The 21,714-nt window shown below is 68.2% G+C and carries 18 protein-coding genes and 3 pseudogenes; 6 read left to right on the forward strand and 15 right to left on the reverse strand.

Annotation, left to right across the window (positions count from 1 at the left end):
• Positions 1-18: 18 nt before the first annotated feature.
• From J9611_RS03955 to dxr, 6 genes and pseudogenes are all read right to left on the reverse strand, one after another.
• Positions 19-291, reverse strand: coding sequence for a type II toxin-antitoxin system RelE family toxin (locus J9611_RS03955; protein ID WP_211877911.1), 273 nt, complete (start codon positions 289-291; stop codon positions 19-21).
• Positions 288-506, reverse strand: a pseudogene (locus J9611_RS03960) (type II toxin-antitoxin system Phd/YefM family antitoxin); the annotation flags it as partial. The pseudogene J9611_RS03960 and the gene J9611_RS03955, both read right to left, overlap by 4 nt.
• A 16-nt stretch (positions 507-522) precedes the next feature.
• Positions 523-1,053 carry a hypothetical protein gene (locus tag J9611_RS03965; protein WP_211877913.1) on the reverse strand — a complete coding sequence of 177 codons (531 nt, stop codon included), beginning with the start codon at positions 1,051-1,053 and terminating at the stop codon, positions 523-525.
• Positions 1,050-1,958 (reverse strand): MarR family transcriptional regulator, encoded by a 909-nt coding sequence (locus J9611_RS03970; protein WP_246527351.1) that lies wholly within the window; start codon positions 1,956-1,958, stop codon positions 1,050-1,052. The genes J9611_RS03965 and J9611_RS03970 overlap by 4 nt, the downstream gene beginning before the upstream one ends.
• Positions 1,959-2,105: 147 nt before the next feature.
• The gene (locus J9611_RS03975; RefSeq protein WP_211877914.1) at positions 2,106-3,437 is read right to left on the reverse strand and encodes a M50 family metallopeptidase; all 1,332 of its coding nucleotides are present in this window, start codon (positions 3,435-3,437) and stop codon (positions 2,106-2,108) included.
• 63 nt (positions 3,438-3,500) lie between these two features.
• Positions 3,501-4,685, reverse strand: coding sequence for a 1-deoxy-D-xylulose-5-phosphate reductoisomerase (gene dxr, locus J9611_RS03980; RefSeq protein WP_211877915.1), 1,185 nt, complete (start codon positions 4,683-4,685; stop codon positions 3,501-3,503).
• 743 nt (positions 4,686-5,428) lie between these two features.
• On the opposite strand from dxr, the gene J9611_RS03985 reads away from it, so the two are divergent.
• Both J9611_RS03985 and J9611_RS03990 read left to right on the forward strand, forming a co-directional pair.
• Entirely contained in the window at positions 5,429-5,782 is a 354-nt protein-coding gene (locus J9611_RS03985; RefSeq protein ID WP_211877916.1) for a protein NO VEIN domain-containing protein, read from the forward strand.
• Positions 5,783-5,987: 205 nt separating this feature from the next.
• A pseudogene (locus J9611_RS03990) lies at positions 5,988-7,442 on the forward strand (lipase maturation factor family protein).
• Between the two features lie 12 nt (positions 7,443-7,454).
• Here the strand turns inward: J9611_RS03990 and J9611_RS03995 are convergent.
• Positions 7,455-8,123, reverse strand: coding sequence for a response regulator (locus J9611_RS03995; RefSeq protein ID WP_211877917.1), 669 nt, complete (start codon positions 8,121-8,123; stop codon positions 7,455-7,457).
• On the reverse strand, positions 8,120-9,697 hold the full coding sequence (locus J9611_RS04000; protein WP_211878072.1) for a sensor histidine kinase: 1,578 nt from the start codon (positions 9,695-9,697) through the stop codon (positions 8,120-8,122). The genes J9611_RS03995 and J9611_RS04000 overlap by 4 nt, the downstream gene beginning before the upstream one ends.
• Positions 9,698-9,985: 288 nt before the next feature.
• On the opposite strand from J9611_RS04000, the gene J9611_RS04005 reads away from it, so the two are divergent.
• The 4 genes and pseudogenes from J9611_RS04005 (at position 9,986) to J9611_RS04020 (ending at position 13,459) form a co-directional block, all read left to right on the forward strand.
• Positions 9,986-10,996 (forward strand): Bug family tripartite tricarboxylate transporter substrate binding protein, encoded by a 1,011-nt coding sequence (locus tag J9611_RS04005; protein ID WP_211877918.1) that lies wholly within the window; start codon positions 9,986-9,988, stop codon positions 10,994-10,996.
• Complete coding sequence (locus J9611_RS04010; protein ID WP_211877920.1) at positions 10,993-11,496, forward strand: tripartite tricarboxylate transporter TctB family protein; 504 nt, start codon at positions 10,993-10,995, stop codon at positions 11,494-11,496. The genes J9611_RS04005 and J9611_RS04010 overlap by 4 nt, the downstream gene beginning before the upstream one ends.
• Positions 11,497-13,158 carry a tripartite tricarboxylate transporter permease gene (locus tag J9611_RS04015; RefSeq protein WP_246527352.1) on the forward strand — a complete coding sequence of 554 codons (1,662 nt, stop codon included), beginning with the start codon at positions 11,497-11,499 and terminating at the stop codon, positions 13,156-13,158.
• Positions 13,155-13,459, forward strand: a pseudogene (locus tag J9611_RS04020) (universal stress protein). The gene J9611_RS04015 and the pseudogene J9611_RS04020 overlap by 4 nt, the downstream one beginning before the upstream one ends.
• A gap of 109 nt (positions 13,460-13,568) precedes the next feature.
• Here J9611_RS04020 and J9611_RS04025 read toward each other — a convergent pair.
• The 7 genes from J9611_RS04025 to J9611_RS04055 all read right to left on the reverse strand — a co-directional run bounded on the left by J9611_RS04025 (position 13,569) and on the right by J9611_RS04055 (position 21,616).
• Entirely contained in the window at positions 13,569-14,402 is an 834-nt protein-coding gene (locus J9611_RS04025; RefSeq protein WP_211877921.1) for an HpcH/HpaI aldolase/citrate lyase family protein, read from the reverse strand.
• A gap of 17 nt (positions 14,403-14,419) precedes the next feature.
• The gene (locus J9611_RS04030; RefSeq protein ID WP_211877927.1) at positions 14,420-14,959 is read right to left on the reverse strand and encodes a MaoC family dehydratase; all 540 of its coding nucleotides are present in this window, start codon (positions 14,957-14,959) and stop codon (positions 14,420-14,422) included.
• A complete protein-coding gene (locus J9611_RS04035) occupies positions 14,956-15,708 on the reverse strand; it encodes a CoA transferase subunit B (protein WP_307857013.1) in 753 nt (250 codons plus the stop codon). The genes J9611_RS04030 and J9611_RS04035 overlap by 4 nt, the downstream gene beginning before the upstream one ends.
• Before the next feature lie 2 nt (positions 15,709-15,710).
• Positions 15,711-16,517: a CoA transferase subunit A gene (locus tag J9611_RS04040; protein ID WP_211877929.1), complete on the reverse strand. Its 807-nt coding sequence runs from the start codon at positions 16,515-16,517 to the stop codon at positions 15,711-15,713.
• Positions 16,518-16,582: 65 nt separating this feature from the next.
• Complete coding sequence (locus tag J9611_RS04045; RefSeq protein WP_211877941.1) at positions 16,583-17,758, reverse strand: acyl-CoA dehydrogenase family protein; 1,176 nt, start codon at positions 17,756-17,758, stop codon at positions 16,583-16,585.
• Between the two features lie 53 nt (positions 17,759-17,811).
• Positions 17,812-20,001, reverse strand: coding sequence for an ATP-binding protein (locus J9611_RS04050; RefSeq protein ID WP_211877943.1), 2,190 nt, complete (start codon positions 19,999-20,001; stop codon positions 17,812-17,814).
• A gap of 7 nt (positions 20,002-20,008) precedes the next feature.
• Positions 20,009-21,616: a carboxyl transferase domain-containing protein gene (locus J9611_RS04055; protein ID WP_211877945.1), complete on the reverse strand. Its 1,608-nt coding sequence runs from the start codon at positions 21,614-21,616 to the stop codon at positions 20,009-20,011.
• Between the last annotated feature and the right edge of the window lie 98 nt (positions 21,617-21,714).

Raw genomic sequence — 21,714 nt, forward strand, 5'->3', positions numbered from 1 at the left:
CCGTTCACATCCGGCCGCTTAGCCGCGGTAGGCGTCACGTCGGTGGACGATCGATACGATTTCGATCACGACAACGTTATCGAGAATCCGGTAGATGATCCGATAGTCCCCGCGTCGAGCCGAATATAGGGGAAAGAGCTTGGGCAGGAGCTGCCTGCCCAGCCGTTGGGGGTTTTCGCTCAGAGCGCCGGTGATGAACTCGAACGCTGCTGCAGCGACCTTCTCCGGCAGATCCTCGGTCAGTGCACGCCGGGCGGACCGCGAAAACCTGACGTCGTAATGGAGGCTCATCCCTTAGGGGCAGCCGTCCTCATGTCGGCCCGTACCTGCTCGACGGTGAAGGTGTCGCCGCTTTCGAGATCCTTGAGGCTTTGACCGATCTCCTTGACCAGCTTCAATTCGGACAGGATCGCCAAAGTTTCCAGCATCGCGTCGTAATCCTCAGCGCCCAGGAGCACCGCGGCGCGCGAGCCGTTCCGGGTGATCCCGAACCGCTCGTGGGTCGTGGACGCCTGCCGGGGTTCAGCCCAGGAAGTAGACCTTGGCCAGCGCCGCGATGCCGGCCGCCCACAGCAAGGACGCCAGGGTTCCGATGATGAACCGCTCGGCGGCCACCGGTGTAGCCTTCAGTTCGGCAAAGCGGCCCAGGCCCTTGATGGCCACCACGTAGGCGATGGCCACCGGCTGGCCGGCCAGAATTGCGAGGCACACCGCCAGCCGTTCAAGGACGCCGATGATCGCGCCTCCCCGCAGGATACGTTCGCTGCTGACCGCCTCGCTGGAGTCCGCCTCGCTGGAGCCCGGGGCCGATGACGGCGGCTGCGGCTGCCGGGTCCCTGAATCAACCACTGCATCAACCACGGGATCAACGGTGACGTCGGCCGAGGGGTCGGTGGCGGCGTCGGCGGCGGTGGTGCTGCCGGCGTCGCTGGCCGTGTTGGCGGCGTCGGCCCTGGCGTCGATGGTCCGGGCCAGCCGGAAGACCAGGGCAGTCACCGGCCAGCCGGCGAATCCGGCCGTGAGCAGGGCCAAGGTGATCCAGAGGGCGTTCACCTGTCTCCTTCTGTGCTGCTGTCCTGGGCATCGGCGTTCAGGGCATCGGCGTTGAGGGCATCGACGCCACGCGCCTGGGGACTGCGGGGCCCGGGATCCCGGGCGTCCGGAATCTTCAAGCCGCCGGTGCCTGTGATCAGGCCGTGGGCCAGTGCCAGCAGCATTTCCGCAGCCGGCCTCGCCGTCCATTCTTCCTGCCAGCCGGACCGCAGGAGCGCACGGCTCACCGACTGTTCGGTGATTCCGAGTTTCCGGGCGGCGATTTTTTGGGTTCCGTGCGTGCCGGCGTGGCCGTGCCGCACGGAGCGCAGCGCATCGACCACCTTCCATTGCGCCGCGGTCCGGTCCTGGACCAGCCGCCCGATCAGCCGCAGCACGGCCTCGGCGTTGGCGCAGGCCCTGGCGCCAGCCGACGCCCCCGCCCGGCCGTCCGGCACTAAGCCCTCCGGCACTGAGCGGTCCGGCACTGAGCGGTCCGGCGCTGAGCCGTGCGCCTCGGGGGGCGCCGCCATCGGCGCCGCATCCGTCCGCCGGACGCCGCCGGCCACCCCGCCCGGGGCCACGCCGGCAACCACCGCCAGCGGGACGTGGGAGGCCGCGGCCTTGGCCCGGTCCACCGCCAGCCGGGCCGCGACGAAGGCTGGCCCGGAGCCTTCCCGGGGGCTGGCCGGCAGCGGCAGGTCCACCTGCCCCACGCCGATTCCGACATACCAGCGGCCGCTGCGCAGGGCGTGCAGCGCAATCTCCACCACTTCGTCCGGGCGTTCAACCACGCCCTGGACCTCGTCGCCGACGGAGCGTTCGAAGCGCCCTGCGGTGGAAAGGGTGCCCAGTTCCGCGAGGAGCCCGGGGACGCGGTCGGTGTCGGTGCTGCTCCCGCGCTGGTCGATAGTCATCACGTACATAGGCCAACCCTAGAAGGCTGATTGTGAATAATCAATCATTTTCGAGTGATTCTCAATAATCAGCCTCAATGGCTTAGATCGGCCGGTCGGCGGAAGCCGGTTCGGGCGGAAGCCGGCGGAAGACCGGCAATAGACCGGCGCAGAGCCTCAGCCGAAGAGGTTCACCGGCTTGACGATGTCCGCGTAGATCAGCAGCGCCCCCATGCCCATCAGCAGCACGGCCACCACATAGGTCACCGGGAGCAGCTTCGCGATGTCGAACGCGCCGGGGTCCGGGCGGCCGAACAGCCTGGCGATCCGGCGCCGGGCACCCTCATACAGGGCCCCGGCGACATGGCCGCCGTCGAGCGGCAACAGCGGAACGAGGTTGAAGACGGCCAGGGCGAAGTTGAGGCCGGCCAGCAGTCCGACGAGGGCAGCCAGGCGGGACTGCAGCGGGACCTGTTCCATCGCGGCGACCTCGCCGGCCACGCGGCCCACGCCCACCACGCTGATGGGCCCGTTGGGATCGCGGGGCTCCTCGCTGAAGGCCGCCTTCGCCACGCCGGCCACGCGCTCCGGCAGGTTCAGGATGACGCCGGCGATCTGCCTGATGTTCTCGCCCGCCATCGGGAGAACGGCCGACGCCGGCTGCTGTACCAGCGCGGTCTGCGCGCCGATGCCGAGGAACCCGACGTCCTGGTACAGGAGCTTGCCGGCGGCGTCCTTGGCTTGCCGGCCGTCGTCGCCGACCACCGGACGTGACGAGAGCACCGGGGTGACGGTGGCGGTGACCGGGGCGCCGTCGCGCTGCACGGTGATGCTGACCTGCCGGCCCGCCGAGGCGCGGATCCAGCCGGTGAGCTCATCCCAGCGGGTGACGGCGTTGCCGTCGAAGGAGGTGATGACGTCGTTGGGCTTGAGCCCTGCCGCAGCCGCCGGGGTGGGCCTGCAGCCGGCGGAATCCGGGTCCACGGTCTCGCCGGCCTTGACCTGGCATTTGGAGACGTCTGCGATGGTGGTGGTCTGCGCCGCGACGCCGAATCCCATCAGCAGCACGGCCGTCAGCACGAGGCCGATCAGCAGGTTCATCGCCGGGCCGCCGAGCATGACGATGACTTTCTTCCAGACCGCGAGCCGGTAGAAGACGCGGTCCTCATCTTCCGGCCCGACTTCCTCATGCGCCAGGGAGCGGGCATCGGAGGCGAGGGACTGGAACATGCCGGTGCTGGAGGGGCGGACGGTGCCGTTGTCCTTGTTCGGCGGGTACATGCCGATCATGGAGACGTAGCCGCCCAGCGGGATGGCTTTGAAGCCGTATTCGGTCTCGCCCTTCTTCTTGGACCAGAGCGTGGGCCCGAAGCCGATCATGTACTTGGTGACGCGGACCTTGAACAGCTTGGCGGGAAGCAGGTGCCCCACCTCGTGCAGGGCGATGGACGCGGCGACGCCGATCGCCACGAAGACGACACCGAGGATAAAGAGGAGGACGGGGCTCATGCGTTGATCTGCTGCTTCCTGGAGACTTCTGCGCTACTTAGACACTTCTCTTCGGCACGTTTCCTAGAGACTTCTAACGGCCAAACGTTCGTGGGCCCGCGCGCGTGCCCACGCTTCAGCATCCAGCACCGACTCCACCGTCAGCCCGGAGGAGCCTGTGTGTTCGCTGAGTACTGCTTCGATGGTATCCACGATGTCGGTGAAGCGGATCCGGCCTGCGTGGAAAGCCATCACGGCCTCCTCGTTCGCGGCGTTGAAGACGGCCGGGTAGGTGCTCCCCTGCCGGGCGGCGTCCTTCGCGAGGCCGACGGCGGGGAACGCCGCGGTGTCCAGCGGCTCGAAGGTCCAGCTGGCGGCCTTGGTCCAGTCGCAGGCCCGCGCGGCGCCGGGCACGCGGTCCGGCCAGCCCAGGCCCAGCGCGATGGGTAGGCGCATGTCCGGCGGGGAGGCCTGGGCAATCGTGGAGCCGTCGACGAACTGGACCATGGAGTGGACCACGGACTGCGGATGGACCACGACGTCGATCCGGTCCAGCGGGATGTCGAAGAGCAGGTGCGCCTCGATCACCTCCAGGCCCTTGTTCACCAGGCTGGCGGAGTTGGTGGTGACCATGAGGCCCATGTCCCAGGTGGGGTGGGCGAGGGCGTCCTGCGGGGAGACGTCGTGCAGTTCGTCCCGGGTCCTGCCGCGGAACGGCCCGCCGGACGCGGTGAGGATCAGCCGGTCAACCTCCCCCGCGGTGCCCGAGCGCAGGCACTGGGCGATCGCGGAGTGCTCCGAATCCACCGGGACGATCTGCCCGTCCCGGGCCGCGGCCTTGACGAGGGCGCCGCCGACGATGAGCGATTCCTTGTTGGCCAGGGCCAGCGTGGCCCCGGACCTGAGCGCGGCCAGGGTGGGGGCCAGGCCGATGGAGCCGGTGATGCCGTTGAGCACGACGTCGGCGCCGGTCTCCGCGATCCGGGTGGAGGCGTCCGGGCCGGCGATGATCTCGGGCCGGTACCCGGCCAGCCCGGCCGCGCCGGCGGCGTCGTCGATCAGCTTTTGGAGGGCGGAGGCGTCCCCGCTGGCGACGCCCACCGCCCGGGCCCGCGTGTGCACGGCCTGCCGGGCAAGGAGTTCGAGGTTCCCGCCGCCGGCGCTGAGCGCCACGACCTCAAAAAGGTGGGGGGCGCCGTCGACGACGTCGATCGCCTGCCTGCCGATGGAACCGGTGGACCCGAGGATGACGATCTTGCGCGGCTGCATGGCTTAAGTATCCCGTACCCGCGGGGACGCCGGCTCCGGGACCGGCTCCCGGCAGGGACGGCGCCCGGCCCGCACCACCCGTTTGCCGCAAAAGGCCGCCATGGGCACCCCATTCCGGCCGTTTGCGGCAAACCGGCGGCTTGGTCGGGTGCTGTGGAGCACGGCACCCGGCCGTGGCTTGGCCCAAGGTGCGGGGGCGTGTTGTAGCCTGGGCCCAGAGCGTGACAATTGGGAACCGGGGGTGGAAGTGGCAGGGAAACCATCGGCGTGGTCCGAAGCCGAGGTGGCTGCCACGGTGCGCAGCTACCTGGAGATGCTTCGGCTGGAAGTCTCGGGCGAGCCATACGTCAAGAGTCAGTTCCGGAAAGCACTCGTGCCGTTGCTGTCCAACCGGTCCGAATCCGCCGTCGAGTTCAAGTATCAGAATGTCTCCGCGGTTCTCATGAAGCTCGGCCTCCGTCCCATCCAGGGGTACCAACCGGCCCGGAACTACCAGCAGTCGCTGAGCCCGGAGGTTCAGCGGCAGCTGTCCTCGAGTCCTTCGCTCGTTGAACTGGTCCTGACCGAAGCCCTGCAGCCGCCCGATGCGACAACCACCGGTCCACTGGATTTCGTCAGCGCCAATACCCCGGTAGTGATCTTCCCCGAACATTCGGGATCACCCCCACGCCGGAATTGGCCGCCCCGACTATGCCGCGATCGAGGCACGGAACCGGGCCCTCGGCCTGGCGGGGGAACGTGCCGTGGCCGATCTGGAGTACCGGCGCCTCATGAAGGCCGGAAAGGCCCGGCTCGCCGGCAGGATTGACCACGTCAGCCGGACCGAGGGGGACGGGCATGGCTACGACATTCTGTCCTTTGAGGATAGCGGCAAGGAGAAGCTGATCGAAGTCAAGACCACCCGGTCGCGGGCGGAAACACCCTTCTTCGTCAGCCGCAACGAACTGAAAGTCTCCAAGGACCGCGCGGACAGCTACCATCTGGTGCGGGTGTTCAACTTCGGGCACGCCCCGGCATGGTTCCCCCTCAGCGGCAGCCTTGATGCCAGCTGCATCCTGGAGCCCAACGACTTCATGGCGCTGCCCCGTCCCGCTTAACACACACCTTTCCGCCTAGCTCAACCCTGTGCCGGGCCACCCTATCCCGGCCGCTCCGGCCCGCACCACCCGTTTGCCGCAAAAGGCCGCCATGGGCACCCCATTCCGGCCGCATGCGGCAAACCGGCGGGGCGGCCGGCGGCCCTGCATGGGACCTGAACGGGCCCTGTGGAGCGGGGGGCGCGCCAGGCGTAACGTGGGGAACGTGGAGTGGGCCGCGTGGTTCGACGCGCCGGAGTACGAGTTCGCCCGGCAGGTGTTGCAGCGCGGCATCGCCTCGCTCTACTTCGTGGCCTTCCTCTCCTCGCTCAACCAGTTCCCGGCCCTGCTCGGCGAGCGCGGGCTGCTGCCGGTGCCGGAATTCCTCGCGTTCTTCCGGCGCCTGCCCAGGCCCACCCTGTTCCGCTGGCACTACTCGGACCGGCTGCTCCGGGCGGTCTGCTGGGCCGGCCTGGCCATCGCCGCCACCCTCGTTGCGGGGCTGCCGCAGCTCGGGCCGCCCTGACTGCCGCTGCTCGCCTTCCTGGCCCTGTGGCTGCTGTACATGTCCATTGTCAACGTGGGGCAGACGTTCTATGGCTTCGGCTGGGAGATGCTGCTGCTCGAGGCGGGGTTCACCGTGGCCTTCCTCGGCTCCGACCAGACTCCCCCGCCCAGGACGGTCCTGATCCTGCTGGCGTGGCTGGTGTTCCGCCTGGAGTTCGGCGCGGGCATGATCAAGATCCGGGGCGGCCGCGAGTGGCGGGACCTGACGGCGCTGTACTACCACCACGAGACCCAGCCGATGCCCGGGCCGCTGAGCCGGCAGGCCCATCTGCTGCCCAGGCCCTTCCACCGGCTGGAGGTCCTGGGCAACCATTTCGCCCAGCTGGTGGTGCCGTTCTTCCTCTTCGCCCCGCAGCCGCTGGCCAGTGCCGCGGCGGGGATCATCATCTTCACCCAGCTCTGGCTGGTGGCCAGCGGGAACTTCGCCTGGCTGAACTGGATGGCGATCGTGCTGGCCTTCGCGGCGGTCAGCGACCCGGTGGCCCACGCGGTGCTGCCCGTCATCCCGCTGGAATGGCATGCCGCTGCGGCTTCGGGCCGGTCCCCCGCATGGTGGCTGGCGGTGGTCCTTGCGGCGAGCCTGCTGCTGGCGGTGCTCAGCTACTGGCCGGTCCGGAATCTGTTCTCCCGCGACCAGCTGATGAATGCCAGTTTCAACCGCTGGCAGCTGGTCAACACCTATGGTGCGTTCGGCACGGTCACGAAGCGGCGGGTTGAGATCGTCGTGGAGGGAACCCTTTCCGTGGAGCCCGACGACGAGGCGGGCTGGCGCGAGTACGGCTTCAAGGGCAAGCCCGGCGACGTCCGCCGGCTCCCGCGCCAGTGGGCCCCCTACCACCTGCGGCTGGACTGGCTGATGTGGTTCCTGCCGCTGCGCACCGTGCACGAGGAGTGGTTCTATGCCTTCCTGGCCAGGCTGCTGGAGGCCGACCGGACCACCCTGCGCCTCCTGCGCAATGACCCGTTCGACGGCGAACGCCCCCGCTGGGTGCGGGCCCGCAGCTACCTGTACCGCTTCGCCACCCGGGCCGAGTTCCGGGCGACGGGCCAGCGCTGGATCCGGATCCCGCTGCACGAGCCGATCCCGCCGCTGTCCCTGCCGCCGGGGCGCTGAGCCGGCGGGGGGTCAAACCGGCTTCAGCGCATAGCGGCGTTCGGGCCGCCCGGCGCCGTACTTGAGCCGCACGTCCACCCTGGCCTCATCGTGGAGATATTCGAGATAGCGGCGTGCACTGACCCGGGACATGCCAAGCAGGTCCGCTACCTCGGCTGCCGCAACGTCTGCCTCGGCGGAATGAAGAACCTGTTCCACCAGTCTCAGCGTCTCGGCGCTGCATCCTTTGGGCAGCGGTCGCTCCGTCCGGTCAACACCGAACACGCGGTTTACATCGGACTGCTCGGCCACGTCCTTGGAAGAATCCAGTCCCTGGTATGCGCTCAGGTAATGCTCCAGCCGTTCCTGCAGGTCAGCCTGTGAGAACGGCTTGATGAGGTAGTGGACAATGCCGCCGCGGAGGGCCCGCCGCACTGTCTCAACCTCCCGTGCTGCACTGATCACCAGCACATCCAGTTCGGGGGCGACCTCGCGTAACTGCAGCATCAGATCGAGCCCGTTGGCGTCAGGGAGATGGATGTCCAGCAACACAAGGTCGGGCCGCAGCTCCCTGGTCTTCTCGAGGGCCTCCGCACCCGCGTGGGCCGCCCCCACCACGGCGAAGCCTGGCGTGTTCTGGATAAAACCGGCGTGGACCTTGGCAACCATGAAGTCGTCGTCGACGATCAGGACCCTGATCATGGCTGGACCTTCCCCTCGACGAGCCGGGCGGTAAAGACAGCGCCGCCATCGTTGTGCACCGAAAGCTGCCCGCCGCGGCGTTTGCACACAACGCGTGTCAGCGCCAGGCCATAACCCCTGCCACCTTCGGTGGTGGGCCGTTTAGTGGTGAATCCCTGCCGGAAGATTGCCTCCATGTCTTCCGGCAGGACCCCGGGGCCGGAGTCCCGGACGACGACCCGCAACTGGTCCCCGCCGTCGTCGACCAGGACTTCAACAGCTGCGTCCGGCGCGCCGGTCACGGCATCGAGGGCGTTGTCCACCAGATTCCCGACGACCGTCGTCAGATCCCGGGACAAGTCCTCATCCACGCGGCCCAGATGTGACTCCGCGGAAAGCTGCAGTGACACTCCCCGCTCGGCCGCCAGGCTCGACTTCGCAATGAGCAGTGCCGCCAAGGCCGGGTCCTCGATCCTGCCGGTAACTTCGTCGTTGAGCCGGGTCCGGTCCACGGTTGCGCCGTTCACGAACTGCACGACGGAATCGTACTCCCCGATCTGGATCAGGCCGGAGATGACGTGCAGCTGGTTGGCGAATTCGTGGGCCTGGGCGCGGAGGGTATCGGTCGCGGTGCGCGTCGTCCCCAGCTCCCGCTCCAGCGATGAGAGCTCCGTGCGGTCACGAAGGGTGGTCACGGAGCCGATGGTTCGTCCGCGGGAAACCATAGGCATGCGGTTGAGGACAACCAGCCGCTCGCCCACCAGGACCAGCCTGTCCGGGCCCGGCTGGTCCTGTGTGAGGACCTCCCGCAGCGCCGGCTCCACCGCCAGGCTGTTGAGGTTTTTGCCCACGCAGTCCGGCGACAGATTCAGCAGCTGCCGGGCGCTTTCGTTCACAACCGTGATTCGCTCATGCGGATCCAGGGCCACCACGCCCTCTTTCAGCCCGTGCAGCATGGCCTCGCGGTTCTCCACCAGGCCTGTGATTTCCTTGGGCTCCATGCCGAGGGTCTGCCGCTTGACCCGGCGCGCGAGGAGCAGGGATCCGGCGACACCGAGTACGCTGGCCACGCCCAGGTAGATGAGCAGATCGGGCACGGCGTCGCCCAGCCGCTCCCAGGTGGAAGGGTAGTTCCGGCTGATGGAGGCTACACCGATCATGGCTCCGGTATCGTCCAGGACCGGAACGTGGGCGGAGAGCAAGGGCGTGGCGGATCCGCCCACCACTCCGGTCCAGGCACGGCCCTCCATGACCCGGCTTGCTCCCAGCTCCAGCGGGCGCCCCAACAGCCCGGGGTCCGATGACGCCACCACCGTCCGGTCCAGCTTTGCCAAGGCGACTTGGGAAGAGCCGGAGACCGTCCGGACCGACTCCGCCACCGCGGGCAACGCTGAACCCCGGCCCGGCTTTGCCGCAGGAAGCAACTCACGGACGGCGGGGTTGTTGCCCAGCGTTTCGGCAGCTGACAGCGCCCGGCGGCCCTCGATCCGCTCAAAAGCGGCGGCGGACTGCGCCAAGGAAATCGCGACAACGGCCACCAGGACGGCCAGGACAATCAGCAGCTGCAGAACCAGGTATTGCCCGGCAAGGGACATTCCTCTGCGTCGAGTCACATACCGTCTTTCCTTGTGGTGGTTCAGCCGGCTTCCTGGAGAGGGAGCCGGGGCGCGTCCTGGATCCCAATCCGCCGCGGTGGGGTGAACTATACCCCAACATTGCAGCCCCGGTTCCGGCGCGGCCGGGGCCGTGGTGGGAGCCGGAAACGTGAACGCAATGAACTTAACTTTCTCTGGTTACACAAGAGTGATGCCTATCACTTCCGCACCTAGCATCAGATCACCAGCCAGATATGGCTGATCAGTTTTAGTGAGAAGAGGAACACCATGCGCCAGATCCGCGCATTGCGAATTGCCGCCGTCGCTGCCGGCATCGCCCTGATGGCCACCGGCTGCGGTGCGACCGGCAAGAGCTCCACCGGTCCCGCCAGCTCCGGCGCCGCTGCAGGCCCCGTGACGGGGCTGCAGATCCTGGTCCCCAACACCGCCGGCGGCGGTTACGACACCACCGCCCGGGCGGCGGCGAAGGTTCTCGACGATGAGAAGATCGCCACGAACACCGAGGTGTTCAACCTCGCCGGCGCCGGCGGCACCGTGGGGCTGGCCCGCGTGGTCAACGAGAAGGGCAACGGCGACCTGGCCATGCTGATGGGCCTTGGCGTGGTGGGCGCGAGCTACACGAACAAGTCCCAATCCAAGCTGACGGACACCACTCCCCTGGCCAAGCTCATCGAAGAGCCGGGCGCGATCATGGTCGGCAAGGATTCGCCCTACAAGACCATCGGCGACCTCGTCAAAGCTTGGAAGGCGGATCCGGGTTCCATCAGCGTAGGCGGCGGCTCCTCGCCCGGCGGCCCGGACCACCTCCTGCCGATGCAGCTTGCCGGCGCGGTCGGCATCGATGCGACAAAGGTCAACTTTGTCTCCTACGACGGCGGCGGCGCTCTTCTTCCGGCCATCCTCGGAAACAAGCTGGGCTTCGCCGCGTCGGGGGCCGGTGAGTACCTCAGCCAGATCAAGTCCGGTGAGGTCCGCGTCCTGGCCACCAGCGGGGACAATCGTCTTGACGGCGTCGATGCGCCGACCCTGAAGGAATCGGGCATTGACCTGGTCTTCAGCAACTGGCGCGGCGTCGTGGCACCCCCCGGGATCAGCGATGCGGACAAGGCATCCCTGATCGCCGCCTTGGAGAAGATGTACGGAAGCCAGGCTTGGAAGGAAGTCCTCAAGACGCGGGGCTGGACCGACGCGTTCCTCACCGGGGATGAGTTCAAGACCTTCCTGACCGAGCAGGACAAGCGGGTGGCCGACGTACTGACCAAGCTTGGGCTGGCGTGAGTTCCTTAGCCACCAAACTCAAAGGCCGCTCCGAGCTGGGGGTCGCCCTCCTGCTCGGGGCGGCCGGCGGGCTCGTCCTGTGGGACGCCGCCGGCCTTGTCACTCCGTACTCCAAGTCGGACCCTGTCGGACCCAAGACCGTTCCCTACCTCGTCGCGGGCCTCCTGATCGTCTGCGCGGTAATGCTGGCCATCAACGTTCTCCGTGGCGGCCACGGCGAAGCGGAAGGCGGCGAAGACGTCGACCTGACCCACCCTGCCGACTGGAAGACAGTGCTCCCCCTCGTTGGCGCTTTCGTGGCCAATATCCTGCTGATCGATTGGGCCGGCTGGGTCATTGCCGGGACCGTCCTCTTTTGGGGCAGCGTCCTGGCCCTGGGCAGCCGGCGCTATGTCCGCGACGGCCTCATCTCCGTAGCCCTGTCCCTCCTGACCTTCTACGGCTTCTACCTCGGCTTGGGGATCTCCCTCCCCGCCGGCCTGCTGGAAGGGATTCTCTAAATGGACGTCTTCACCTCCCTCATGGACGGCTTTGCCACCGCCCTGACACCCATGAACCTCCTCTACGCCGTGATCGGCGTTATCCTGGGCACCGCCGTCGGCGTCCTGCCGGGACTGGGCCCGGCGATGACCGTGGCCCTGCTGCTTCCCGTGACGTCTGTACTGGAGCCCACGAGCGCTTTCATCATGTTCGCCGGCATCTACTACGGCGGCATGTACGGCGGATCCACCACCTCCATCCTGCTCAACACGCCCGGTGAGTCTTCCTCGGTGGTCACGGCCATCGAGGGCCACAAGATGGCTAAGGCCGGCAGGGCCGCCCAGGCGCTGGCGACGGCAGCCATCGGCTCGTTCGTGGCCGGCACCATCGGCACCACACTGCTGGCCGTCTGTGCACCTATCGTGGTCAAATTCGCGGTCAGTCTGGGTTCCCCCAGCTACTTCGCCATCATGGTCCTTTCACTCCTTGCCGTTACTGCCGTGCTGGGGTCCTCCCGGCTCCGCGGCTTTGCCTCGCTGGGCCTGGGCCTGGCGATCGGCCTGATCGGGATGGACTCTGTCACGGGACAGCGGCGGCTCACCTTCGGCCAACCGCTGCTCACCGACGGCCTGGACATTGTGGTGGTGGCCGTCGCCATCTTCGCCGTGGGTGAAGCCCTGTGGGTGGCCGCCCACCTGCGCCGGACCCCCCTTAACGTCATCCCGGTGGGGAAGCCCTGGATGGGCAAGCAGGACTGGAAGCGGTCCTGGAAGCCCTGGCTGCGGGGAACCGCCTTCGGCTTCCCGTTCGGTGCGCTTCCGGCCGGCGGCGCCGAGATCCCGACCTTCCTGTCCTACGTCACGGAAAAGCGCCTCAGCAAGCACCCCGAGGAGTTCGGACATGGCGCCATCGAGGGTGTTGCCGGGCCGGAAGCCGCGAACAACGCATCCGCGGCCGGCACACTGACCCCGCTGCTGGCGATGGGGCTACCTACCAACGCCACCGCGGCGGTGATGCTGGCAGCGTTCACCGGGTACGGCATCCAGCCCGGACCTCAGCTGTTCGAGAGCCAGGGGCCCCTGGTGTGGGCACTGATTGCCAGCCTCTTCATCGGCAATTTCCTGCTCCTGATCATCAACCTGCCCTTGGCACCCCTGTGGGCCAAACTCCTGCAGCTGCCGCGTCCCTACCTGTATGCGGGAATCCTGTTCTTCGCCACGCTGGGCGCCTACTCGGTGAACCTGCAGGCGTTCGACCTGGTGCTCCTGCTGGTGCTCGGCGCGCTCGGGTTCATGATGAGGCGCTTCGGACTCCCCGTGCTCCCACTCATCCTCGGCGTGATCCTGGGGCCGCGTCTCGAGGGCCAGCTGCGCCAGACCCTGCAGCTCAGCGCGGGCAACCCCGCCGGTCTCTGGAGCGAACCCATCGCCGTCGGGATCTTCATCATCGTGGCGATCATCCTCGTCTGGCCGCTGCTGCTCAAGCTGTGGCGCCGCAGCCGCCCGCAGACGGCGATGGCCTCCACGGGCGGTTCGGACGGTACCGGTACCGCCAATGGCACGGACGTGCTGCCGGAAGATGCGGCCGCCGAACTTCCCGCGGACAACGTCACCACCCCTGCGGAACATGCCTACAGCAACAATGAACCCGTCCACAGCCGGCGGCGACAGGAGAAACCATGAGCATCATCGTCGGATACGTTCCCACTCCCGAAGGGGAGGCAGCCTTGGAACACGCCGTCACCGAGGCGCGAAAGAGCCAGAAGCTCCTGGTAGTCATCACCTCATCCTGCAGCCGGTCCGTGGCAACGATGCAGCAAGCGAGGTCCTGCAGGCGGCCGAGGAGTACCGTGCGGACCTGATCGTCATCGGCCTGCGGAAACGCACGCCGGTGGGGAAACTGATCATGGGCAGCACAGCCCAGCAGATCCTCCTCGAAGCGGACTGCCCCATCCTCGCCGTCAAGGCGGTGCCGGCGGCCTAGCTGGCTGAACAGAGGTGCACGCGGCAAGGGCCGGAGGCTGTCCAGCTTCCGGCCCTTTGTCGTAGGTGGACCAATCCGCCTATGACGGCGGCCGTGGCAACACCGCGCTTTAGCGCCCGGCGCGGCGCAGGGTGGATTCCGCGTGCTTGAGGATGGGCCCGTCGACCATCTTGCCGTTGAACGCGAACACGCCGCTTCCGGCGGCCGCAGCAGCAGCCAGGAGTTCGGCCGCCACGGCGAGCTCGGCGTCGGAGGGCGCGTACGCCGCCCGGACGGCGGCGACCTGGCCCGGGTGGATGCAGGCCTTGGACCCGAAACCGGAGGCGACGGCGTCGCGGGCTTCCGCGGCCAGCCCGTCCAGGTCCGGGATGTTGACGTAGACCGCGTCGATGGCTTCCTTGCCGAAGGCGCCCGCGGCGAGGAGCACCGTGGAGCGGGCGTGCAGTGCGACGGCGCGGTAGGCGCCGTCGTCGGTCCGGCTGGAGGTCCCGCCGAGGGAGGCGAGCAGGTCCTCGGCGCCCCACATCAGGCCCACCACGTTCGGCTCGGCGGCGATCGCGGCGGCGTTCAGGATGCCCGCCGCCGTCTCGCAGAGCGCAATCACGCTGAATCCCCCAAGCTTCTTGAGCTGGTCCGTGCTTTCGGCCTTGGCGAGCATGACGTGGCGGTACGGGGTGTGCTTGAGGCAGTGCAGGTCCTTCTCGAACTCCTCCGTGCCGGCGGGGTTGATCCGGATGATGGTGCGGCTCGGGTCCAGTTCCGGGACGTCGCCCGCGGAACCGAGCTGGGCGAGGATGGCGCCGCGGGCCCGCTGCTTGTCGGCAGGAGCGACGGCGTCCTCCAGGTCCACGATCACGCCGTCGGAGCGCTCGGCGGCCTTCTGGTAGCGCTCGGGACGGTCGGCGGGGCAGAACAGCAGGGCGGGGCCCATCAGGAAGCTCATGTATCCATTGTCCCCCGTTACGCCGTCCGCGCCTGCGCTTCTGCGTGCGCCTCGCGCGTCCACATCAGGGCGCTGCGGGTGGCGAGGGCCACCACGTCGCCGTGCTGGTTCCGGCCGGTGTGCTTCAGGGTCACGATGCCCTGGCCGGGGCGTGAGGCGGAGAGCCGCTTCCCCGCCACCACCGTCTCCGTGTAGAGGGTGTCCCCGTGGTACATCGGGTGCGGGAAGGACACATCCGTCAGGCCCAGCTGGGCGATGATGGTGCCCTGCGTGAGCTGGGGAACGGACTGGCCCACCACGGTGGCGAGGGTGAACATCGAATTCACCAGCCGTTGGCCGAACGGCTGGTCCGCGCTCCAGGCCGCGTCGAGGTGCAGCGCCTGGGTGTTCATGGTCATGGTGGTGAACAGGACGTTGTCCGTCTCCGTGACCGTGCGGCCGGGCCGGTGGGCGTAGACCACGCCTTCTTCGAGCTCGTCGAAGTAGAGCCCGCGCTGCTCAATCACCCGCGGGCTGCCGGTGGTTGAGCTTGTCGAAACCCCGGCTGCGTCGCTCATACGGTCAGTTCCTGGTCTTCCTCGAAGAGGTCGGCGCCGGTTGCCGCGGCGACGTCCTCCACCGACACGTTGGGCGCCAGCTCCCGCAGCACCAGCCGGGACGTCCCGCCGTCGGACACGACGTCGATCACGGCGAGGTCCGTGATGATCCGGTCCACGCAGGCCCTGCCCGTCAGGGGCAGCGTGCAGCGTTCCACGATCTTCGGCCTGCCGTTGCGGTCCACGTGCTCCATCATCACGATCACCTTCTTGGCGCCGAAGACCAGGTCCATCGCGCCGCCCATGCCCTTGACCATCTTGCCCGGAACCATCCAGTTGGCCAGGTCCCCGTTGACGGCGACTTCCATGGCGCCGAGCACCGCCACATCCACGTGCCCGCCCCGGATCATGCCGAACGAGGCGGCCGAATCGAAGAACGCGGCACCCTTGTTGACCGTGACGGTTTCCTTGCCGGCGTTGATCAGGTCCGGATCGACCTCATCCTCTCCCGGGTACGGGCCGACGCCCAGGATGCCGTTCTCCGAATGCAGGACCACCTCGATGCCGGCGGGAATGTAATTGGGGATCAGCGTGGGCATTCCGATGCCGAGGTTGACGTACTGGCCGTTCCGCAGTTCCTGCGCCACCCGGGCGGCCAGTTCATTGCGCGTCCACCCCTTGATTCCGGGGTGCTCGACGGCGGAGCGCCGGTATTCGTGCCGGACGGCTTCGGGACGGGGAGGTTCGCCCTGCGGGCTGAGGGTTTCCACGGCTATGCTCCTGCCTGATCGGTGGTGCCGGAGGTGGTGCGGGACGTGGTGCCGGCTGCCGGCGCCGCGACGGTCCGCTTTTCGATCCGCTTCTCGACCCCGGGCACGAAGACCACCCGCTGGACGAAGATGCCGGGAACGTGGACGTGCTCCGGGTCCAGCTCCCCCGGCTCCACGAGTTCCTCGACCTCTGCGATGGTGATCTTCCCCGCCATCGCGCACAGGGGGTTGAAGTTCATGGCGGTGGCGTGGAAGACGAGGTTGCCGTGGCGGTCGCCCTTCCAGGCGTGGACCAGGCCGAAGTCCGGCGTCAGCGACTGTTCCAGGACGTACTCGGCGCCGTTAAACGTGCGGACTTCTTTCGGGGCGGAGGCGATCTCGACGTTGCCCCCGGCGTCGTACTTTTGCGGCAGTCCGCCCTCGGACACCTGGGTGCCGACGCCCGCCGGCGTGTAGAACGCGGGGATGCCGGCCCCGCCGGCGCGCAGCTTTTCGGCCAGGGTTCCCTGCGGGGTGAGGACCACCTCGAGTTCGCCGGCAAGGTACTGCCGGGCGAACTCCTTGTTTTCCCCCACGTAGGAGCTGATGGTGCGGCGGATCCGGCCGTCCTTCAGCAGGATTCCCAGCCCCCAGTCATCGACGCCGCAGTTGTTGCTGACGGTTTCCAGGTTGGTGGTGCCGTGCCCGTGCAGGGCATCGATCAGGGCCACGGGGATGCCGCAGAGCCCGAACCCGCCGACGGCGAGGGAGGCGCCGTCGGAAATATCCGCCACGGCCTCGGCGGCGCTGGCAACAACTTTGTTGATCATCGTGGTCCTTTCAGGGGTCTCGACAAGCTCGACCACCGGGTGGAAAGTTGCGGCCAGCGGGCCGGTTAGAGCCCCAGTTCGCGGGCGATCAGCATCAGCTGGACCTCCGTGGTGCCCTCCCCGACCTCAAGGATCTTGGAGTCGCGGTAGTGGCGCGCCACGGTGAATTCGTTGATGAAGCCATAGCCGCCGAACACCTGGGTGGCGTCCCGCGCGTTGTCCATGGCTGCCTCGCCTGCGACCATCTTAGCGATGGCCGCCTGCGTCTTGAATGGCTTGCCGGCGAGCATCCGGGCGGCCGCGTCGTAGTAGGCCAGGCGGGCCGTGTAGGCGCGTGCCTCCATCCGGGCGATCTTGAAGGAGATGCCCTGGTACTTGCCGATGTTCTGGCCGAAGGCGCTGCGTTCCTTGGCGTATTTCACCGAGAGGTCCACGCAGCCCTGCGCCGCGCCGGTGGCCAGCGCGGCGATGGCGATCCGGCCCTCGTCCAGGATGGAGAGGAAGTTGGCGTAGCCGCGGCCCCGGATGCCGAGCAGGTTGGCCTCCGGGACGCGGACGTCGTTGAGCGTGAGCGGGTGCGTGTCCGAGGCGTTCCAGCCGACCTTGTTGTAGGCCTTCTCCGCCGTGAACCCCGGCGTGTCGGTGGGCACCAGGATGGTGGAGATTTCCTTCCTGATGCTGCCGTCCGGGCGTTCCTCCTCGCCGGTCACGGCGGTGACCGTGACGAGGCGGGTGATGTCGGTGCCGGAGTTGGTGATGAACTCCTTGTTGCCGTTGATGACCCATTCCTTCTTGTCTCCGACGGCCTCGAGCCGGGCCGTGGTCTTGGTCCCGCCGGCATCGGAGCCGGCCTCGGGCTCGGTCAGGCCGAAGCCTGCGAGCGCCTTGCCGGAGGCCAGCAGCGGCAGCCACTCCTGCTTCTGCGCCTCGCTGCCGAAGCGGTGGACGGGCATGGCGCCGAGGGACACGCCGGCCTCGAGGGTGATCGCGACGGACTGGTCCACGCGGCCCAGCTGCTCGAGGGCCAGGGCGAGGGCGAAATAGTCCCCGCCCATGCCGCCGGACTCCTCCGGGAAGGGCAGGCCGAACAGGCCCATGTCCGCCATCTTGGACACCACTTCGTAGGGGAAGCTGTGTTCCTCGTCGTGCCTGGCGGAGACCGGGGCCACCACCTCGTCAGCGAATTCGCGGACGGTGTCGCTGAGGTCCTGGTATTCCTCGCTGAGTTCAAAATCTGCCATCGGTGACTCCTGTGTCTGGTGTGGCTGTGGTGTGGTGCTGAAGCTGTGGACTGCTAGTCCGCCGCGCCCATCGCGATGGCGGCTTCGTCGACGGTGTCCTCGGCTTTGGAGGGCGCCGATGCGTGGGGGCTGGCGTGGATTGTGGCGAGCACCTGGTCCGCCTTGACGAGGTCCCCGGCGTTGACGCTGATGTGCACGGTCCCGTCCAGGGGTGCCAGCAGTTGGTGTTCCATCTTCATGGCTTCCACGGAGAGCAGCACCTGGCCGGCCTGCACCGTCCCGCCGTTGCTGACGGAGACGGACACCACGGTGCCGGGCATCGGCGAGCGCACCGCGGGGTCCGCGGCGCCCTCCTCGCGTTCGATCGCGGCCAGCACCCGGGAGAGCCGGGCCTCGCGGCTGAGCACTTCCAGCCGGCAGGACCAGCCCTCGCTGCCGAGGAAGAGCTCCGTGGGCGCCGGGGTGTCCCGCCCCGGGGGGACCGGTCCCTGAGACACCGGCGCGAGCGAATACACCCGGGCTTCGCCGTCGAGAGTCACCTCTGCGTGGTTGCGTTGGGGGAATCGAAGTGATGCCGTGCGCGGCGGCCCGCCGTCGACGGTCACCGTTGCCGTGCCGTGCCCTACCGCGCCGGACACCTCGACCGTGGCGACACCGCCGTCCGGTGTCCCCACACTGATCCGCCGTGGGGCGCGGGCGCCAAGCCTCCACCCGTCCCGGCGGGTCCACGGGCCTCCCCCGGCTTCCTGCGCGTCATGCTCCTCCATGGCGGCGGCGTAGACGGCGGCGGTCACCAGCTCGAAGTCGCCCACCTGCCGGAAGGTGAAGTCCGGCATCTTCCGCTCGATCAGGCCGGTGTCGAGCCGGCCGGCGCGGACGTCGGCGTCGTTGATCAGCAGCCGCAGGTATTCGACGTTCGTGTCGATCCCCAGTGCCGTGTAACCGGCGAGCGCCCCATTCAGGGTGTCGAGGGCCGCGGTGCGGTCCTCCCCCCACGCGATGACCTTCGAGATCATCGGGTCATAGTTCGTGGAGATCGAAAGGCCCTCTACCAGCGCCGAGTCGACCCGGACGCGGCCGGCTGAATCAGCGGGCAGTTCGTCGAGCAGCCACACCCGGCCGGCGGAGGGCAGGAAGTTCCGCTCCGGGATCTCGGCATAGACGCGCGCCTCCACCGCGTGGCCGTTAAGCACGACGTCGTCCTTGGCCACGGTGAGCACCTCGCCGGCCGCGATCCGCACCTGCCATTCGACGAGGTCGATCCCGGTGACCATCTCGGTGACGGGGTGCTCGACCTGCAGGCGGGTGTTCATCTCCATGAAGAAAAACTCGTCCGGGGCGTTGTCCGAGACGAGGAACTCCACGGTGCCGGCGCCGCTGTAGTTGACGCTGCGGGCGGCGTTGCAGGCTGCCTCGCCGATCCGGGCGCGGGTGGCGCCGCCGTCGTCCATGCCCTCCAGCAGCGGCGAGGGCGCTTCCTCGATGACCTTCTGGTGGCGGCGCTGCAGCGTGCATTCGCGCTCCCCCAGATGGATGACGTTGCCGTGGTTGTCCGCCAGGACCTGGACCTCGATGTGCCGCGGGGTCATGACGAGCCGCTCCAGGAACAGGGTGTCGTCGCCGAAGGCGCTGGCCGCGACGCGGCGGGCGGTGGCCAGGGTGGCTGCCAGGTCTACCGGGCGCTCGACGATGTGCATGCCCTTGCCGCCGCCGCCCGCGGACGGCTTGATCAGCAGCGGGAAGCCGACGCCGGCCGCGGCCTCGATCAGCTGCGCGTCGCTCATGCCGGGTTCCGCGATGCCCGGGACCACGGGGACGCCGTAGCCCGCGACGTGGTTCTTGGAGCGGATCTTGTCCCCCATGACGTTCAGGGACTCGACGCCGGGGCCGATGAAGGTGATGCCTTCCGCTTCCAGGGCGCGGGCGAAGTCGGCGTTCTCGCTCAGGAAACCGTAGCCCGGGTGCACGGCCTCGGCGCCGGTGTCGCGGCAGGCCTGGAGGATCGCCTCGATCTTCAAGTAGCTCTCGGCCGCGGCGGCCGGGCCGATCCGCACCGCGACGTCGGCCTCGCGCACGTGGCGGGCGCCGGCGTCGGCGTCGGAATAGACGGCGACCGAGCGGATGCCCAGGGCGCGCAGGGTCCGGATCACGCGGCAGGCGATCTCGCCGCGGTTGGCGACGAGGACGGTGCCGAACAGGGGCTTCCGGGGGGCGGTGGTAGTGGTCGGTGAAGGAGTAGTCACTGCTGGCTCACATCCGGAACAGGCCGAAGGAGGTCTCCGGCAGCGGGGTGCGGGAGACGACGTCGAGCGCCAGTCCCAGGACGGTGCGGGTGTCCGCGGGGTCGATGATTCCGTCGTCCCAGAGGCGGGCGGTGGAGTAGTAGGGGCTGCCCTGGTCCTCGTACTGGGCCTTGATCGGGGCCTTGAACGCTTCCTCGTCCGCGGCGGACCAGTCCTCGCCGCGGGCCTCGTACTGGTCCCGTTTGACGGTGGCGAGCACGCTGGCGGCCTGGCTGCCGCCCATCACGGAGATCCGGGAGGCCGGCCACATCCACAGGAAGCGCGGCGAGTAGGCCCGCCCGCACATGGAGTAGTTGCCGGCGCCGAAGGAGCCGCCGATCACCACGGTCAGCTTGGGCACGCGGGCGGTGGCGACGGCGGTGACCATCTTGGCGCCGTTCTTGGCGATGCCGCCCTGCTCGTAGTCCTTGCCCACCATGAAGCCGGAGAGGTTCTGCAGGAAGACCAGCGGGATGCCGCGCTGGTCGCAGAGTTCGATGAAGTGGGTGCCCTTGAGGGCTGATTCGCTGAAGAGCACGCCGTTGTTGGCCACGATGCCGACGGGGTGGCCGTGCAGCTTCGCGAAGCCGGTGACCAGGGTGGTGCCGTAGTTCTTCTTGAATTCGTGGAAGCGGCTGCCGTCCACGAGCCGTGCGATCACTTCGCGGACGTCGTACTGGGCGTTGACGTCAGTGGGGACGGCGCCGTAGAGCTCGCTTTCGTCGACCAGCGGTTCGACGGCGGGGTCCACGTCCCACGCGGGGGCCGCCGGCTTCGGCAGGGTGGAGACGATGTCGCGGACGATCTGCAGGGCATGTTCGTCGTTTTCGGCCAGGTGGTCGGTGACGCCGGAGATCCTGGCGTGCACGTCGCCGCCGCCGAGCTCCTCTGCGGTGACGATCTCGCCGATCGCGGCCTTCACGAGCGGCGGGCCGCCCAGGAAGATGGTGCCCTGGTTGCGGACGATGACGGTCTCGTCGCTCATCGCGGGAACGTAGGCGCCGCCGGCGGTGCAGGAGCCCATCACGGAGGCGATCTGCGGGATCCTGGCCGCGGACATTTTCGCCTGGTTGAAGAAGATCCGGCCGAAGTGTTCCTTGTCCGGGAAGACCTCGTCCTGCCTGGGCAGGAAGGCGCCGCCGGAGTCGACCAGGTAGATGCACGGCAGCCGGTTTTCCAGCGCGATTTCCTGGGCCCGGAGGTGCTTCTTCACCGTCACGGGGTAATAGGTGCCGCCCTTGACGGTGGCGTCGTTGGAGATCACGAGGACCTGGCGTCCGTGCACCAGGCCGATCCCGGCGATGAGGCCGGCGCCCGGGGAATCGTCGTTGTACATGCCGTTGGCGGCCAGCGGTGCGATCTCCAGGAAGGGGCTGCCGTCGTCGAGCAGCCGGTCGATGCGCTCGCGGGGCAGGAGCTTGCCGCGGGCGACGTGCCGCTCCCGGGATTTCTCGGGGCCGCCCAGCGCCGTGGCCGCGAGCCGTTCCTTCAGCTCGCGGGCCAGCCCCAGCTGGGCTTCCCGGTTCGCGGCGAAGGCGGCGCTGCCGGCGTCCAGCTGGCTGGCGATTGTCTCCATTGACTGCTTCCGTTCCCTGCCGCCGGGCCGGTCCGATTGTGACAGACCCAGCCCTTTCGGTTAGTACCGCATAACTGAGATTTAGGTTAGTCTCAATT

Origin of the sequence: Pseudarthrobacter albicanus, from assembly GCF_018224015.1 — a bacterium.
Classification (GTDB): domain Bacteria; phylum Actinomycetota; class Actinomycetes; order Actinomycetales; family Micrococcaceae; genus Arthrobacter; species Arthrobacter albicanus.

What these genes read in the sequence shown, in the direction of transcription:
- J9611_RS03955 (WP_211877911.1), bottom strand. Translation starts at nt 291, where the DNA reads ATGAGCCTCCATTACGACGTCAGGTTTTCGCGGTCCGCCCGGCGTGCA.
- J9611_RS03970 (WP_246527351.1), bottom strand. Translation starts at nt 1,958, where the DNA reads ATGTACGTGATGACTATCGACCAGCGCGGGAGCAGCACCGACACCGAC.
- J9611_RS03975 (WP_211877914.1), bottom strand. Translation starts at nt 3,437, where the DNA reads ATGAGCCCCGTCCTCCTCTTTATCCTCGGTGTCGTCTTCGTGGCGATC.
- dxr (WP_211877915.1), bottom strand. Translation starts at nt 4,685, where the DNA reads ATGCAGCCGCGCAAGATCGTCATCCTCGGGTCCACCGGTTCCATCGGC.
- J9611_RS03995 (WP_211877917.1), bottom strand. Translation starts at nt 8,123, where the DNA reads ATGATCAGGGTCCTGATCGTCGACGACGACTTCATGGTTGCCAAGGTC.
- J9611_RS04000 (WP_211878072.1), bottom strand. Translation starts at nt 9,697, where the DNA reads ATGTCCCTTGCCGGGCAATACCTGGTTCTGCAGCTGCTGATTGTCCTG.
- J9611_RS04005 (WP_211877918.1), top strand. Translation starts at nt 9,986, where the DNA reads ATGCGCCAGATCCGCGCATTGCGAATTGCCGCCGTCGCTGCCGGCATC.
- J9611_RS04015 (WP_246527352.1), top strand. Translation starts at nt 11,497, where the DNA reads ATGGACGTCTTCACCTCCCTCATGGACGGCTTTGCCACCGCCCTGACA.
- J9611_RS04025 (WP_211877921.1), bottom strand. Translation starts at nt 14,402, where the DNA reads ATGAGCTTCCTGATGGGCCCCGCCCTGCTGTTCTGCCCCGCCGACCGT.
- J9611_RS04030 (WP_211877927.1), bottom strand. Translation starts at nt 14,959, where the DNA reads ATGAGCGACGCAGCCGGGGTTTCGACAAGCTCAACCACCGGCAGCCCG.
- J9611_RS04040 (WP_211877929.1), bottom strand. Translation starts at nt 16,517, where the DNA reads ATGATCAACAAAGTTGTTGCCAGCGCCGCCGAGGCCGTGGCGGATATT.
- J9611_RS04045 (WP_211877941.1), bottom strand. Translation starts at nt 17,758, where the DNA reads ATGGCAGATTTTGAACTCAGCGAGGAATACCAGGACCTCAGCGACACC.
- J9611_RS04055 (WP_211877945.1), bottom strand. Translation starts at nt 21,616, where the DNA reads ATGGAGACAATCGCCAGCCAGCTGGACGCCGGCAGCGCCGCCTTCGCC.